At 69.7% G+C, this 14,362-nt stretch carries 15 protein-coding genes; 5 read left to right on the forward strand and 10 right to left on the reverse strand.

Annotated elements, in window-relative coordinates; genetic code table 11:
* Positions 1 to 27: 27 nt before the first annotated feature.
* From A5673_RS02525 to A5673_RS02550, 6 genes are all read right to left on the reverse strand, one after another.
* Positions 28 to 1,470, reverse strand: a complete 1,443-nt coding sequence (locus A5673_RS02525) for a catalase (protein ID WP_068226931.1) — start codon at positions 1,468 to 1,470, stop codon at positions 28 to 30.
* 61 nt (positions 1,471 to 1,531) lie between these two features.
* Positions 1,532 to 1,996: a hypothetical protein gene (locus tag A5673_RS02530; RefSeq protein ID WP_068226932.1), complete on the reverse strand. Its 465-nt coding sequence runs from the start codon at positions 1,994 to 1,996 to the stop codon at positions 1,532 to 1,534.
* A gap of 122 nt (positions 1,997 to 2,118) precedes the next feature.
* Positions 2,119 to 2,517, reverse strand: coding sequence for a hypothetical protein (locus tag A5673_RS02535; RefSeq protein WP_156747784.1), 399 nt, complete (start codon positions 2,515 to 2,517; stop codon positions 2,119 to 2,121).
* A gap of 95 nt (positions 2,518 to 2,612) precedes the next feature.
* Positions 2,613 to 3,755, reverse strand: coding sequence for a DUF4185 domain-containing protein (locus tag A5673_RS02540; protein WP_068226934.1), 1,143 nt, complete (start codon positions 3,753 to 3,755; stop codon positions 2,613 to 2,615).
* Positions 3,752 to 4,786 (reverse strand): aspartate-semialdehyde dehydrogenase, encoded by a 1,035-nt coding sequence (locus tag A5673_RS02545; protein ID WP_068226935.1) that lies wholly within the window; start codon positions 4,784 to 4,786, stop codon positions 3,752 to 3,754. Before A5673_RS02545 ends, A5673_RS02540 begins: the two co-directional genes overlap by 4 nt.
* Positions 4,787 to 6,052 carry an aspartate kinase gene (locus A5673_RS02550; protein WP_068226936.1) on the reverse strand — a complete coding sequence of 422 codons (1,266 nt, stop codon included), beginning with the start codon at positions 6,050 to 6,052 and terminating at the stop codon, positions 4,787 to 4,789.
* A 329-nt stretch (positions 6,053 to 6,381) separates the two neighbouring features.
* Here A5673_RS02550 and leuA point away from each other — a divergent pair, with 329 nt between their 5' ends.
* A complete protein-coding gene (gene leuA / locus A5673_RS02555) occupies positions 6,382 to 8,187 on the forward strand; it encodes a 2-isopropylmalate synthase (RefSeq protein WP_068226937.1) in 1,806 nt (601 codons plus the stop codon).
* Here the strand turns inward: leuA and A5673_RS02560 are convergent, their stop codons facing one another.
* Entirely contained in the window at positions 8,188 to 9,180 is a 993-nt protein-coding gene (locus A5673_RS02560; RefSeq protein ID WP_068226938.1) for a DEDDh family exonuclease, read from the reverse strand.
* A gap of 79 nt (positions 9,181 to 9,259) precedes the next feature.
* Between A5673_RS02560 and A5673_RS02565 the strand changes: the two genes are divergently transcribed.
* From A5673_RS02565 to A5673_RS02575, 3 genes are all read left to right on the forward strand, one after another.
* Entirely contained in the window at positions 9,260 to 10,489 is a 1,230-nt protein-coding gene (locus A5673_RS02565) for a Mur ligase family protein (RefSeq protein ID WP_068226939.1), read from the forward strand.
* On the forward strand, positions 10,482 to 11,189 hold the full coding sequence (locus A5673_RS02570) for a type 1 glutamine amidotransferase (protein WP_068226940.1): 708 nt from the start codon (positions 10,482 to 10,484) through the stop codon (positions 11,187 to 11,189). The genes A5673_RS02565 and A5673_RS02570 overlap by 8 nt, the downstream gene beginning before the upstream one ends.
* A 154-nt stretch (positions 11,190 to 11,343) precedes the next feature.
* Entirely contained in the window at positions 11,344 to 11,985 is a 642-nt protein-coding gene (locus tag A5673_RS02575; protein ID WP_068226941.1) for a C39 family peptidase, read from the forward strand.
* 4 nt (positions 11,986 to 11,989) lie between these two features.
* Here A5673_RS02575 and recR read toward each other — a convergent pair whose 3' ends face one another.
* Both recR and A5673_RS02585 read right to left on the reverse strand, forming a co-directional pair.
* The gene (gene recR, locus A5673_RS02580; protein ID WP_068226942.1) at positions 11,990 to 12,601 is read right to left on the reverse strand and encodes a recombination mediator RecR; all 612 of its coding nucleotides are present in this window, start codon (positions 12,599 to 12,601) and stop codon (positions 11,990 to 11,992) included.
* 12 nt (positions 12,602 to 12,613) lie between these two features.
* On the reverse strand, positions 12,614 to 12,970 hold the full coding sequence (locus tag A5673_RS02585; protein WP_082958514.1) for a YbaB/EbfC family nucleoid-associated protein: 357 nt from the start codon (positions 12,968 to 12,970) through the stop codon (positions 12,614 to 12,616).
* 98 nt (positions 12,971 to 13,068) lie between these two features.
* Between A5673_RS02585 and A5673_RS02590 the strand changes: the two genes are divergently transcribed.
* A complete protein-coding gene (locus A5673_RS02590; protein WP_082958515.1) occupies positions 13,069 to 13,842 on the forward strand; it encodes an Rv3717 family N-acetylmuramoyl-L-alanine amidase in 774 nt (257 codons plus the stop codon).
* On the opposite strand, the gene A5673_RS02595 is transcribed toward A5673_RS02590, so the two are convergent.
* The gene (locus A5673_RS02595) at positions 13,839 to 14,276 is read right to left on the reverse strand and encodes an SRPBCC family protein (protein ID WP_068226944.1); all 438 of its coding nucleotides are present in this window, start codon (positions 14,274 to 14,276) and stop codon (positions 13,839 to 13,841) included. The two genes, A5673_RS02590 and A5673_RS02595, sit on opposite strands and share 4 nt — an antisense overlap.
* Positions 14,277 to 14,362: the final 86 nt, after the last annotated feature.

Raw genomic sequence — 14,362 nt, forward strand, 5'->3', positions numbered from 1 at the left:
GGCGGGCGCGCGATAGCGAACGCCGGATTATTGCGCCCGCACCCCCTCCTCCACTTTCTTACCGAGGTCGGGGTCGACGTTGCGCCAGTACTCGAACACCCGCGACAGCACCGGCTCCTTGACGCCCTTGGAGACGTGCCCGATGATGTTGTGCGCCAAGCGTTCCCGGGCCGCGTCGTCGAGCACCTCGCGGACCATGGTTCCGGCCTGGCCCCAGTCGTCGTCCTCGGCGTGCAGCGTGTACGCGGCGCGGACCATGTCGCCGTCGGCGTGCCAGCGCACCTCGGCGGCGCGCGCCGGGTCCGCCTGCGGACCGCCGTAGGAGTTGGGCGCATACACCGGATCGGAGACGTTGCTCATCCGCATCGCGCCGTCCTTGGAGTAGCTGTTCACCTCGACCTTCGGCGTGTTGACGGGGATCTGCCGGTAGTTGGTCCCCAGCCGGGCGCGGTGTGCGTCGGAGTAGGAGAAGCCGCGGGCCTGCAACATCTTGTCGGGGCTCAATCCGGTGCCCGGCACGGTGTTGTTGGGCTCGAAGGCCGCCTGCTCGATTTGGGTGTGGTAGTCGGTGACGTTGCGGTCCAGGGTCAGCTTGCCGACGTCGATCAGCGGATAGTCGCCGTGCGGCCACACCTTGGTCAGGTCGAACGGGTTGAACCGATAGCTCCTGGCCTCCTCGTACGGCATGATCTGCATTTTCAGCGTCCAGCTCGGGTGATCGCCGCGCTCGATCGCTTCGTACAGGTCCCGCTGGTGATAGTCGCCGTCCTCCCCGGCCAGCCGATCGGCATCCTCCTGCGTCAAAAAGTCGACGCCCTGGTCGGTGATGAAGTGGTACTTCACCCAGAAGATCTCGCCGGCGGCGTTGATCCAGCTGTAGGTGTGGCTGCTATAGCCGTTCATCTGCCGCCAGCTCTTGGGGATCCCACGATCGCCCATCAGCCAGGTGACCTGGTGCGCGGACTCCGGCGACAGCGTCCAGAAATCCCATTGCATGTTGTGGTCGCGCAAATTCGTTGCCTGCATGCGCTTTTGGGACCGGATGAAGTGCTGGAACTTCATCGGGTCGCGCATGAAGAAGACCGGCGTGTTGTTGCCGACCAGGTCGAAGTTGCCCTCGGTGGTGTAGAACTTCAGCGCGAAGCCGCGCGGGTCCCGCCAGGTGTCCGGGCTGCCGCGCTCACCCGCGACGGTCGAAAACCGGATCAGCGTCTCGGTTTTGGTGCCCGGCTGGAACACCGCCGCCCGGGTGTAGCGGCTGACGTCGTTGGTCACCTCGAAGTGGCCGAAGGCGCCGCCGCCCTTGGCGTGCGGCTGGCGTTCCGGGATGCGCTCCCGGTTGAACATCGCCATCTGCTCGATCAGGTAGTGATCCTGCAGCAGGATCGGCCCGTCGGGGCCGATCGTCAACGATTGGTCGTCGCTGGGCGCCGGGATGCCGGCGTCGGTGGTGGTATGGCGCTCCGTCATTTCACTGCCTCCTCGTTAAATCGAATGAGCTCAATAAGTTTCGATGACGTGGGCGGCCGGCTCACGGGCGCGGATTCCCCGGGGTGTTCGGCGCCGGTGCGGGCGGGCTGGGCGTCTGCGACTGGCTGGGACCGCCGGGTCCACCCGGGCCGACGCCCGGAGGCGGGCCACCCGGACCACCCGGACCGCCGGGGCCGCCAGGCCCAAAGCCCGGCGGCGGCCCCCACGGGCCGACGACCATCCCCGGACCGCCCGGACCGCCGAACTGCCACGGCCCGCCGCCCGGGCCGCCGGGGCCGTACATCATGCCGTGGTGGTGCTTGTGGTGGCAGTGATGGTTGAACCCGACGACCATGGCGCCGGCGAAGAAGACGGTCGACAGGATGAAGACGATCCCGGCCACGATCACCACCCACGCCGCGGCGACGTAGAGCTTCGGGGGCTTGACCCGCTCGTACGCGGGCGCCGGCGGTGGCGGCGCGGCGACGGAAGTCGGTTGCGCTGACGGTTCAGGTGTTTGGGTCATGCCTTGAATATTGCCCATCCCGTCAACCGCGATAACAGGTTGAGCCGACAAAAGTTGCTGTGAATTGTGTAGCCCGGCGCTCGTTCGAGCGCCGGGCTATCGGTGGAGGTTTGACGACCCGCCTACGGCGTGCGAGGCGGCGCGACCGACGACGGGATCTGGCTGGGCCCGGGAGCGCCGGGTGTCGCCGACGCGGGCCCGCCGCCCTGGACCGCCCCGGGGCCGCCGGCCGGGCCACCCGGCCCGCCGGGACCGCCCGGGCCGCCGAAGCGGTGCGGGTGCATGAAGGCGGCGTGGTGCTTGTGGTGGTGCATGCCGCCATGGCCGTGGTGCCCGAGCGCCATCCCGGTGAAGAAGATCACCGAGACGATGAACACGACGCCGGCGACGATGGCGACCCATGCCGCGGCAATGAAGACCCGAGGGGTCCGGAACAGCGCCGGCTCGACCGCCGGCGCGGGCGCGGTTGCGGTTGAGGTCCGCACAGTTGGTGTGTCAGATGTTTCACTCATGAGACTCATGATGCGGGCGTTAACGATAGTGGTGGCTATGCGCTACTTAAGTACCGGCTATGAGCTGAAAACGCCGTTACCTGCAAGAACCCGTGCCCGGCAGGCTAATCCGGCTTGAACGGGTTGACCGCGAACTGGATGACCCGGTACGGCGCGGTCGCCCTGGTCCTGGTGTCCCACTGGCTAACGAAAATTCGCATCTCATCCAGGGTCGACCCCGGTGAGATGTAGCCGCCATACGGCTGGGCGAGCCGGTTGTCGTACGGCGGCGGCAGGCTCTCCGCCGGATCGGGCCACTCGTCGTGCTGCACCACGGTGGTCACGGGCGCGGTGCCCAGCGAGGTCGGGTCGTCGGCCACCCGGACCTCCATGTTGCCCGTGCTGGCGTTGAAGTAGGACAGCACCGTTTTGCCGTCGATCTGCCGAATGGACATCTCGCCCACCTGATCGGGCCACAGCGGCGTGGGCGGCTTGCCCCACCCGCCGTCGGGCCCCGGCGCCCAGCCCTGCCACCGGGACCGGTCGATGAACGTCTGCGGCTTGGCCCGGTACAGCAGCACCGGATCGCGGCGCGTGAAGCTGTTGGCCACGATGTACACCCAGCCGCCCGGCGAGTCCGGGGTGGGGATCGGGTCGTAGTAGCCGCTGATCTGCGACTGCCGCCCGCCCTGGTAGGAGCCGTCGCGGCGGGATCCCGCGACGGTCCGCCAGCCGCCGCGCGCCGGCTCGGCCAGCACCAGCCGGGAGTTCTGCGGCTCGAGGTTTTTCGTGGTCGTCACCATCAGGTAGTTGCGCCGGTTGACCTGCACCACCCCGGCGGGCAGCTGGGAATCGCCGGGCGGCGTCGGGTCGGCCAGCAGCGGCTTGTTGATTCCGGTGACACCGGTGTAGCGCACCCCGGCGGGGTCGTCGACCGACGCGGTGTCCACGTGCAGCGCGATCGGCGAGTACCAGCCGCCGAACCCGACGCCCTGGCCGGCGAAGCTGTCGCCGCAGACCTGCAGGAGCTCGGTCGGGAACTCGAGGAACTCGCACAGGTCCGTCGCACCGACGCCGTAGTCCCCCGTCGGGGTTCCGGTGCCGGCCGTCGGCCCGATGCGCACCACCTGGCCCGGCGCCAGCGGCTGCAGGATCGGCTCCGGCGCCGGCGCCGGCGGATCGGCGCGCGCTACCCAAAAGCATTGCGGCACAACCAGAGCGGCCACAACTAGCGAGAACCGCGTCGCGGAACTCACCCGCGGATTCACAACTGCGCGGCGAGTAACTCGGCGATCTGGATGGTGTTCAGCGCGGCTCCCTTGCGCAGGTTGTCTCCCGAGACGAACAGCGCCAGGCCGCGCCCGTCCGGCACCCCCGGGTCGCGCCGGACGCGCCCGACCAGCGACTCGTCCACCCCGGCGGCGGCCAGCGGCGTCGGCACGTCGACGACCTTCACGCCCGGGGCGCCCTCGAGCAGCTCGCGGGCGCGCTCGGGCGCCAGCGGCCGCGCGAACTCGGCGTTGATCGACAGCGAGTGCCCGGTGAACACCGGCACGCGCACGCAGGTACCGCTGACCAGCAGGTCCGGGATGCCGAGGATCTTGCGGCTCTCGAAGCGCAGCTTCTGGTCCTCGTCGGTCTCCCCGGAACCGTCGTCCACCAACGATCCGGCCAGCGGCAGCACGTTGAACGCGATGGGCGCCACGTAGGTCTTCGGCGCCGGAAAGTCGCACGCGCCGCCGTCGTACACCAGCTGCTCGGCGCCGTCGATGACGGCGCGCGCCTGGGTGGCCAATTCCTCGACGCCGGCCAGGCCGCTGCCGGACACCGCCTGATAGCTCGACACCACCAGGCGCTGCAGCTGCGCCTCGTCGTGCAGCACCTTGAGGACGGGCATGGCGGCCATGGTCGTGCAGTTCGGGTTGGCGATGATGCCCTTCGGTCTCCGGTGCGCGTCCCGGTCGAAGTTCACCTCCGACACCACCAGCGGCACGTCGGGGTCCTTGCGCCACGCCGACGAGTTGTCGATCACCGTCACGCCGGCGGCCGCGAACCGCGGCGCCTGCGCCAGCGACGTCGTCTTGCCGGCCGAGAACACCGCCAGGTCCAGCCCCGTCGGGTCCGCGGTCGCGGCGTCCTCGACCTCGATCTCCTGGCCGCGGAATCCCAACTTGCGGCCCTGCGAGCGGGCGGAGGCGAAGAACCGCACCGTCGTGGCGGGAAAATCACGCTCCTCGAGCAGCGTGCGCATCACCTGGCCCACCTGACCGGTGGCCCCCACTACCCCAATCGCGACCATCTATCTGCCCGTCCCCGCATACACCGTCGCCGACTCCTCGCCGCCGAGCCCGAACGCCTCATGCAACGCCACGACGGCCTTGTCTAGTTCGGTGTCGCGGCACAGCACCGAAATCCGGATCTCGGAGGTGGAGATCAGCTCGATGTTGACGCCCACGGTGGCCAGCGCCTCACAGAACGTCGCGGTGACGCCCGGGTGGCTGCGCATGCCCGCCCCGATCAGCGACACCTTGCCGATGTGGTCGTCGTAGAGCAGCTGGGTGAACCCGATCTCGTCGCGCAGCGCGTCGAGCTTCTCCACCGCGGTGGGCCCGCTGTCGCGCGAACAGGTGAAGGTGATGTCGGTCTTGCCGTCCTCCACCTTGGAGACGTTCTGCAGCACCATGTCGATGTTCACGTCGGCGTCGGCGACGGCCCGGAACACCCTGGCGGCATAACCGGGGATGTCGGGGATCCCGACGATGGTCACCTTGGCCTCGCTGCGGTCGTGCGCGACTCCGGTCAGGATGGGGTCTTCCATGGCGATGTCCTTGATCGATCCCTTAACGACGGTGCCCGGCTTGTCCGAGTATGACGACCGGACGTGCACCGGAATGTTGTAGCGGCGAGCGTATTCGACGCAGCGCAGCATCAGCACCTTGGCGCCGCACGCCGCCATCTCGAGCATCTCCTCGAACGTCACGGTGTCCAGTCGGCGGGCGTTGTGCACGATCCGGGGGTCCGCGCTGAAGATGCCGTCCACGTCGGTGTAGATCTCGCACACGTCGGCGCCGAGCGCCGCGGCCAGGGCCACCGCGGTGGTGTCCGAGCCGCCGCGGCCGAGCGTGGTGACGTCGCGGGTGTCCTGGCTGACGCCCTGGAACCCGGCGACCAGCACGATGCGGCCCTCGTCGAGCGCGGTCCGCAGCCGGCCTGGGGTGACCTCGATGATCTTGGCGTTGCCGTGCGTGCCGGTGGTGATCACGCCGGCCTGCGAACCGGTGAACGACCGGGCCTGCGCGCCGAGCGATTCGATCGCCATGGCGACCAGCGCGTTGGAGATGCGTTCACCGGCGGTCAGCAGCATGTCGAGCTCGCGCGGCGGCGGAGCCGGGCAGACCTGCTGGGCCAGGTCCATCAGGTCGTCGGTGGTGTCGCCCATCGCGGACACGACCACGACGACGTCGTGGCCCTGCTTCTTGGTCGCGACGATGCGCTCCGCGACGCGGCGGATCCGGTCGGCATCCGCCACGGATGATCCGCCGTACTTCTGCACGACGAGCGCCACTGTTTCCCTTCCCCGCTGGTCTCAAAGTCCACAACAGAATACGTGGGGGCGCATCTCGATTTTCCGGCCGATGCCCGTGCGCTCTGGGCTTTGCGTGTGAGCCCAGGGCGGGGCTTTCGCGATGTTTTCGCCCTGAACGCACGCGCAAAGCCGTCACCGCACACTCGATGCCGGTTTTCCCTCGCGGCGCGGATCGCGGTAGAGTGCACACCGTGCAGCGGGTGCTCCTCCTCGGACGCCGCGACGGGGTCTGATCCAGACCGGCCTCCCGTCGCGGGAGTTCGCGATGCGCCGGTCTGAGGTTCCTTCCAAACCCCGGAGCAACTACCGTGACCCATCCTGATTCGCCCGACGCCTACAAGTCGGCCCGCACCATCGTCAAACCCGCCGGCCCGCCGGGGCCCGACCAGCCCGCGTGGAATCCCCAGCGCGGCTCGTCGATGCCGATCAACCGGTACCGGTCCTTCGCCGACGAGGTCGAGCCCGTCCGCCTGGCCGACCGCACCTGGCCCGACCGGGTCCTCACCCACGCCCCGCTGTGGTGCGCCGTGGACCTGCGCGACGGCAACCAGGCGCTGATCGACCCGATGAGCCCGGCCCGCAAGCGCCGCATGTTCGACCTGCTGGTGCGCATGGGCTACAAGGAGATCGAGGTCGGCTTCCCGTCGGCCAGCCAGACCGATTTCGATTTCGTCCGCGCCATCATCACCGAGGGCGCCATCCCCGACGACGTCACGATCCAGGTGCTGACCCAGTGCCGGCCGGAGCTCATCGAGCGCACCTTCGCGGCGTGCGAGGGCGCGCCGCGGGCCATCGTGCACTTCTACAACTCGACGTCGATCCTGCAACGTCGCGTCGTGTTCCGCGCGGACCGGGCGGCGGTCCAGGCCATCGCCACCGACGGCGCGCGCAAATGCGTCGAGGAGGCCGCCAAGCACCCCGGCACGCAGTGGCGCTTCGAGTACTCGCCGGAGTCCTACACGGGCACCGAACTCGAGTACGCCAAGCAGGTGTGCGACGCCGTCGGCGACATCATCGCCCCGACGCCGGACAACCCGATCATCTTCAACCTGCCCGCCACCGTGGAGATGGCCACCCCGAACGTCTACGCCGATTCGATCGAGTGGATGAGCCGCAACCTGGCCAACCGGGAATCGGTGATCCTGAGCCTGCACCCGCACAACGACCGCGGAACCGCCGTCGCCGCAGCCGAATTGGGCTACCAGGCCGGTGCCGACCGGATCGAGGGCTGCCTGTTCGGCAACGGGGAGCGGACCGGCAACGTGTGCCTGGTGACGCTGGGTCTCAACCTGTTCTCCCGCGGCGTGGACCCGCAGATCGACTTCTCCAACATCGACGAGATCCGCCGCACCGTGGAGTACTGCAACCAGCTGCCGGTGCCCGAGCGCCACCCCTACGGCGGCGACCTGGTCTACACGGCGTTCTCCGGCAGCCACCAGGACGCCATCAACAAGGGCCTGGACCAGATGAAGATCGCCGCGGACGAGGCCGACAGCGACGTCGACGACATGCTCTGGCAGGTGCCCTATCTGCCGATCGACCCCAAGGACGTCGGGCGCACCTACGAGGCGGTGATCCGGGTCAACTCGCAGTCCGGCAAGGGCGGAGTGGCCTACATCATGAAGGCCGATCACGGCCTCGCGCTGCCCCGGCGGCTGCAGATCGAGTTCTCCCAAGTGATCCAGAAGATCACCGACGGGGAGGGCGGCGAGGTCTCTCCGAAGGAGATGTGGGAGGCGTTCTCCGAGGAGTACCTGATCCCGGTGCGGCCGCTGGAGCGGATCAGGCAGCGCGTCGACGCCTCCGACGAGGACGGCGGCGCGACGACGATCGAGGCCACCGTCAAGATCGACGGCGTGGAGACCGAGATCAGCGGCACCGGCAACGGCCCGCTCGCCGCCTTCGTCCACGCGCTGGGGACCGTCGGCTTCGACGTGGCCGTGCTGGATTACTCCGAGCACGCGATGAGCTCGGGTGACGACGCCCAGGCCGCCGCGTACGTGGAGGCCTCGGTCGCAGGCAGGACGGTGTGGGGCGTGGGCATCGCCCCGTCGATCACCACCGCGTCGCTGCGCGCCGTGGTGTCGGCGGTCAACCGCGCCTCGCGGGGCTGATCAGAACAGCGCTAGCTGCGCGTCGGCCGCGGTGACGTCGGTGAATTCCTCCATGCTGGTGCCGCCGGCGACGGCACCGACGCCCTCCATGAACTGCGCGTCGGACAGCACCGGCACCCCCAGCCGCAGGGCGTGATAGCCCTTGCCCTGCTCGGGGGCGGCGTCGTTGCACACCACCAGCGAGGTCTCGCCGTCCACGACGTCGCTATAGGCGAGCCCGGCGTGCAGGATGCGCTCGACGAGCTCCTCGTGGGTGCGCCGCACCTCGGCCGCCAGCGCGACCCGCATGCCCTGGACCAGCGGCCTGCCCCGCACGAAGGGCCCGGGGTTGAGGTAGGGGCACGGCATCCGCGAAGCCAGCACCTTGAGCGGGCGCAGCTCGTCGTGCGTCACCCGGCCGTTCGGCCATTGCCGCCGGGTCACCGGGTGCACCGGCAGCCAGATGTCGCGTTCGCGCGCCCGCTGTAGCGCCGACTCCAGCACGCCGGTCAGCACCAGCGCGTCGTCGAAGGCGTCGTGCGGGCGCTCCTGCACGACGCCCCAGTGCGCCGCGAGGGTCTCCAGCCGCAGGTTCTCCACCCCGAGGTCCAGCCGCCGCGCCAGCTCAACCGTGCACATGACGTGGTCGACGGGCAGCTCCGCCTCGGCGACCTCGGCCTCCGCGGCCAAAAAGGCGTAGTCGAAGGCGACGTTGTGCGCCACCAGCGTCCGGCCGCGCAGCACCTCGACCAGGTCACCGACGATGTCAGCGAACTGCGGCTGGTCCTCCAGCATCGCGGCGGTCAGCCCGTGCACGTGGGTGGGACCGGGGTCCACCCCCGGATTGAGCAGGCTGACCACCGACTGCTCCACTCGGCCGTCGGCGTCGAGCCCGAGCGCGGCGACGCTGATGATGCGCGCCTGACCCGGCCGAAATCCCGAGGTCTCGACGTCGATGACTGCCCAGCCCCCACCCGGCTCGTCGGCCGGCCGCCCCCAGGACACCCGGTTCATGACCTGAGCATGGCACGTGAGACCGACATCGCCCGGTCGCTGCGAATCCGTGTCGCCACTTAACACATAAACTGCCCGGGTGATCACCACCCGTGCCCGCCTGGCCCTCGCCGCGGGAGCGAGCGCGCGCTGGGCATCGCGGGTGACCGGACGCGGGGCCGGCGCCATGATCGGCGGCCTGGTCGCGATGACGCTGGACCGTTCGGTGCTGCACCAGCTCGCCGACGGTCGGCGCACCGTCGTCGTCACCGGCACCAACGGCAAGTCGACGACCACGCGGATGACGGCGGCCGCGCTCGCCACGCTGGGCCCGGTGGCCACCAACGCCGAGGGCGCCAACATGGACGCCGGCCTGGTCGCCGCGCTGGCCGCCGACCGCGAGGCCGGATTGGCCGCCCTGGAGGTCGACGAGATGCACGTGCCGCACGTCGCCGACGCCGTCGACCCCAGCGTCATCGTGCTGCTCAACCTGTCGCGCGACCAGCTGGACCGGGTCGGGGAGATCAACGTAATCGAGCGCACGCTGCGGGCCGGCCTGGCGCGGCATCCCGAGGCTGTCGTCGTCGCCAACTGCGACGACGTGCTGATGACGTCCGCGGCCTACGACAGCCCCAACGTGGTGTGGGTGGCCGCCGGCGGGGCCTGGGCGAACGACTCGGTCAGCTGCCCGCGCAGCGGCGAGGTCATCGTCCGCGACCAGGGGCACTGGTATTCCACCGGCGCCGACTTCAAGCGGCCCAGCCCCCAGTGGTGGTTCGACGACGAGACGCTGTACGGGCCCGACGGGCTGTCCCTGCCGATGCGGCTGGCGCTGCCGGGCGCGGTCAACCGGGGCAACGCCGCCCAGGCCGTGGCCGCCGCCGTCGCGCTGGGCGCGGACCCAGCCCAGGCCGTCGCGGCGGTCTCCAACGTCGACGAGGTCGCCGGGCGCTACCGCAGCGTCCGCGTCGGCGACCACGAGGCGCGGATCTTGCTGGCCAAGAACCCGGCCGGCTGGCAGGAGGCGCTGTCGATGGTCGACAAGCACGCGGCCGGGGTGGTGATCTCGGTCAACGGGCAGGTGCCCGACGGCGAGGACCTGTCGTGGTTGTGGGATGTCCAGTTCGAGCACTTCGAAGAGACGGAAGTCGTCGCGGCCGGGGAACGCGGCACCGACCTGGCGGTGCGCCTCGGCTACGCGGGCGTCGAGCACACGTTGGTGCACGACACCCTGGCCGCGATCGCGTCGTGCCCGCCCGGGCGCGTCGAGGTCGTCGCCAACTACACCGCCTTCCTGCAGCTGCAGCGAGCGTTGGCGCGCCGTGGCTGACTCCACCGTGCGGATCGGGCTGGTGCTGCCCGACGTGATGGGCACCTACGGCGACGGCGGCAACGCCCTGGTGCTGCGTCAACGGCTGCGGTTGCGGGGCATCGCGGCCGAGATCGTCGAGATCACCCTGGCCGACCCGGTGCCGGAGTCGCTGGACCTCTACACGCTCGGCGGGGCCGAGGACTACGCGCAGCGGCTGGCCACCCGGCACCTGCTTCGCTACCCGGGCCTGCAGCGCGCGGCCGAGCGGGGCGCGCCGGTGCTGGCGATCTGCGCGGCGGTCCAGGTGCTGGGGCACTGGTACGCGACGTCGTCGGGCGAACGCGTCGACGGGGTGGGCATGCTGGACGCCACCACGTCGCCGCAGGGCGCGCGCACCATCGGCGAGCTGGTCACCAAGCCGCTGCTGGCCGGCCTGACCCAGCGGCTCACCGGCTTCGAGAATCACCGCGGCGGCACCGTGTTGGGGTCCGCGGCGACGCCGTTGGGCGCGGTGGTCAAGGGCGCGGGCAACCGGGCGGGTGACGGCTTCGACGGCGCGGTGCAGGGCAGCGTGGTCGCGACCTACATGCACGGGCCGTGCCTGGCCCGCAACCCGGAGCTGGCCGACCTGTTGCTCGGCAAAGTGGTGGGCGAGCTGTCGCCGCTGCAGCTGCCCGAGGTGGACCTGCTGCGCCGCGAGCGGCTCGCGGCCCGCTAGGGCGCCTTCCTCCGCGACACGTAAACGTCTGCGACGACACGCCGCGGTGAGTCGCAACCGTTTATGTCTCGCGGCGCTCCAAGAATCCGTCAAGGATTCGACTAGCGGCCGCACTCAACCTTCTCTCGACGCACCCATCGAGAGAAGGAAGCCCATGCGCAACTTCGGAACCACCGTCGCCGGCGCGGCCCGCGCCGTCGGGCTCGCGGCCGCACTCAGCGCCGCGGTCGGCTCGATGGTCGCGCTCGCCGCCAGGGCCGACGCCGCCCAGGACGGGATGCACGGCAACCCGGCCGCCGCGGCGCCCTACTGGCGCTACCAACAGCAGGACCTCGACTGCGGGGAGATGGCAGTGGCCGACGTCGTCGGCCAGGTCACCGGCCGCGAGCCCACCGAGGGCGAGATCACCGACGTCGCCGGAAACATCCTCAGCGTCAGCCACCCCGGACCGATCTACCGGCCCGGGAAGAACACCAAGAACTCCGACCTGCCCGTGCTGCTGGCGCACTACGGCGTCCCGGCCGCCGCGGTCCACCCCAACCTCGACGCCCTCGCGCGGGACCTGGATCAGGGGCGCAAGGTGATCGTCGGGGTCAACGACAAGATCCTGTGGAACACGCGCGGCGACCGCTCCCAGGAAAACCACTTCGTGGTCGTCATCGGCATCGATAACTCGGGCAACGTGGTGCACCTGAACGACAGCGGCATCGCGGCCGGCCGCGACGAGCAGGTCTCCGTTGCCACCTTCGAAGCGGCGTGGCAGACCAGCGACAACTTCGCCGTCGTCACCAGCTGATGAGTCAGACCATGGCCCGGCGGCCGGTGAGCGCGCGACCCAGCGTCAGCTCGTCGGCGAACTCCAGATCACCGCCCATCGGCAGCCCGGACGCGATCCGGGTCACGGTCAGGCCGGGGATGTCGCGCAGCATCCGGACGAGATAGGTGGCCGTCGCCTCCCCCTCGGTGTTGGGGTCGGTGGCAATGATCACCTCGGTGATGTCGACGTCGTCGACCCGCTCACCGATGCGGCTCAGCAGCTCGCGGATGCGCAGCTGCTCGGGCCCCACGCCGGACAGCGGATCCAGCGCGCCGCCCAGCACGTGGTAACGGCCGCGGAACTCGCGGGTGCGCTCGACGGCCTGGATGTCCTTCGGCTCCTCGACGACACAGACCAGCGAGCCGTCCCGGCGGGGGTCGGCGCAGATACGGCAGCGCTCGTCGTCGGACACGTTGCCGCACACCGCGCAGAACCGGACGCCCTCGCGGACCTTCCCCAACACCGCGGTCAGCCGGTCGATCTCCGGCGGTTCGACCGACAGCAGGTGGAACGCGATGCGCTGCGCGCTCTTGGGCCCGATGCCCGGCAGCTTGCCGAGCTCGTCGATCAGATCCTGGACGGGTCCCTCAAACATGTCGGTGCAGCGTCACAGCCCCGGCATTTGAGTCGGCGGTGGCGCCGGCGGCTGGGCCGGCGCGGCGCCCATGCCACCGGCCAGGGCCCCGAGTCGCTCCTGCGCCATCTTGGTGACCTGTCCCGAGGCGTCGCGCATGGCGCCGACGATCAGGTCCTGCAGGGTCTCGATGTCGCTGGGGTCGACGACCTTGGGGTCGATCTCGACGCCGATCACCTCGCCGCTGCCCTTCACGACGACCTTGACCAGGCCCCCGCCGGCCTCGCCGTGTATCTCGGCGTTGGCGAGCTGGTGCTGGGCCTCCAGCAGCTTCTGCTGCATCTGCTGCGCCTGAGCGAGCAGCGCCGACATGTCGCCTCCGGGTTGCATGACAATCCCCTCGCATCTTGGTCTCGAGTTGGTTTCGCCTGCGGGTGCCGGGCGATTCGGAACACCCAGCGTAGACCGCGCGAGGTTACCTTTGCGCCGTGGACCTACGAGTGAGCAGGCGTGTCGGAATCAAACTGGTGGTCGGTGCGCTGGTCGCGGCCTCGACGGCGATCCTGCCGACGGCAACCCCGGCCGCCTGGGCTGTTCCGTCCAACATCGCCGGCATGGTCGTTTTCATCGACCCCGGCCACAACGGGTCCAACGACGCGTCCATCTCCCGCCAGGTGCCCACCGGGCGCGGCGGCACGAAGGACTGCCAGGCCAGCGGGACGTCGACCAACACCGGGTACGCCGAGCACACGTTCACCTGGGATACCGCGCTGCGGGTCCGCGCCGAACTCAACGCGCTGGGCGTCCGCACAGCCCTGTCGCGCGGCAACGACACCGGCCTGGGGGCCTGCGTCGACGAGCGCGCCAACATGGCCAACGCGTTGCACCCCAACGCGGTCCTGAGCATCCATGCCGACGGCGGCCCGCCGTCGGGGCGGGGGTTCCACGTCAACTACTCGGCGCCGCCGCTCAACCAGGCGCAGGCCGGGCCCTCGGTGCAGTACGCCCGAATCATGCGCGACCAGATGCAGGCGTCGGGCATTCCGCCCGCGAACTACATCGGTCAGGACGGGCTGTACGGGCGCTCGGACCTCGCCGGTCTGAACCTGGCGCAGTATCCGTCGATCCTCGTCGAGTGCGGCAACATGAAGAATCCCGTGGACTCGGCGCTGATGGAGTCGGCCGAGGGCCGACAGAAGTACGCCGACGCCCTGGTCCGCGGCGTCGCGGGCTTCTTGGCCACCCAGGGCCAGGCGCGCTAGCTTTCCAGTTCCTTCTTCAGGTTGGCCAGCACCTCGCCCTGAATCCTCTTCAGCCCCAAGGGCGCAAAGGTCTTCTCGAAGAAGCCTTTGACGCCGCCGGCGCCGGTCCAGCTGGTCTTCACCGTGACGCTGGACCCCGGCCCGGCGGGAGCCACCGTCCAATTGGTGATCATCGACGAGTTCGCATCCTTTTCGATGACCGTGTGGCCGGCCACGTCAACGTTCACCTGCACGTCGCGAACCCGTGACTTGGTGGCCTGCAGCTTCCACTTGGCGACGGTGCCCGCGCCCTGGCCGCCCTGCAGCACCTGGTACTCGCTGTACTGCGGGGACAGGATCTTCGGGCGCATCTTCTGATAGTCCGCAACCGCGGCCAGGGTTGCCCCGGGCTCGACGTCGATCAAGATCGTGCTGGCTGCGCTCACCTGGCCCATCGGGCGCGACTCCTCTTTATCGATAGCTTTGCGATGTCTTGTGATCCCGCCGCGCGCGGGTGCACGGGCTGTATCCGAAGACTAGG

The sequence above is a fragment of the Mycobacterium sp. E3198 genome (genome assembly GCF_001667015.1).
Taxonomy (GTDB): Bacteria; Actinomycetota; Actinomycetes; order Mycobacteriales; family Mycobacteriaceae; genus Mycobacterium.

Excerpts from the sequence above, each read along its gene's own strand:
- A5673_RS02525 (WP_068226931.1), bottom strand. The coding sequence starts at position 1,470 with ATGACGGAGCGCCATACCACCACCGACGCCGGCATCCCGGCGCCCAGC.
- A5673_RS02530 (WP_068226932.1), bottom strand. The coding sequence starts at position 1,996 with ATGACCCAAACACCTGAACCGTCAGCGCAACCGACTTCCGTCGCCGCG.
- A5673_RS02535 (WP_156747784.1), bottom strand. The coding sequence starts at position 2,517 with ATGAGTCTCATGAGTGAAACATCTGACACACCAACTGTGCGGACCTCA.
- A5673_RS02545 (WP_068226935.1), bottom strand. The coding sequence starts at position 4,786 with ATGGTCGCGATTGGGGTAGTGGGGGCCACCGGTCAGGTGGGCCAGGTG.
- A5673_RS02560 (WP_068226938.1), bottom strand. The coding sequence starts at position 9,180 with ATGAACCGGGTGTCCTGGGGGCGGCCGGCCGACGAGCCGGGTGGGGGC.
- A5673_RS02575 (WP_068226941.1), top strand. The coding sequence starts at position 11,344 with ATGCGCAACTTCGGAACCACCGTCGCCGGCGCGGCCCGCGCCGTCGGG.
- recR (WP_068226942.1), bottom strand. The coding sequence starts at position 12,601 with ATGTTTGAGGGACCCGTCCAGGATCTGATCGACGAGCTCGGCAAGCTG.
- A5673_RS02585 (WP_082958514.1), bottom strand. The coding sequence starts at position 12,970 with ATGCAACCCGGAGGCGACATGTCGGCGCTGCTCGCTCAGGCGCAGCAG.
- A5673_RS02595 (WP_068226944.1), bottom strand. The coding sequence starts at position 14,276 with ATGGGCCAGGTGAGCGCAGCCAGCACGATCTTGATCGACGTCGAGCCC.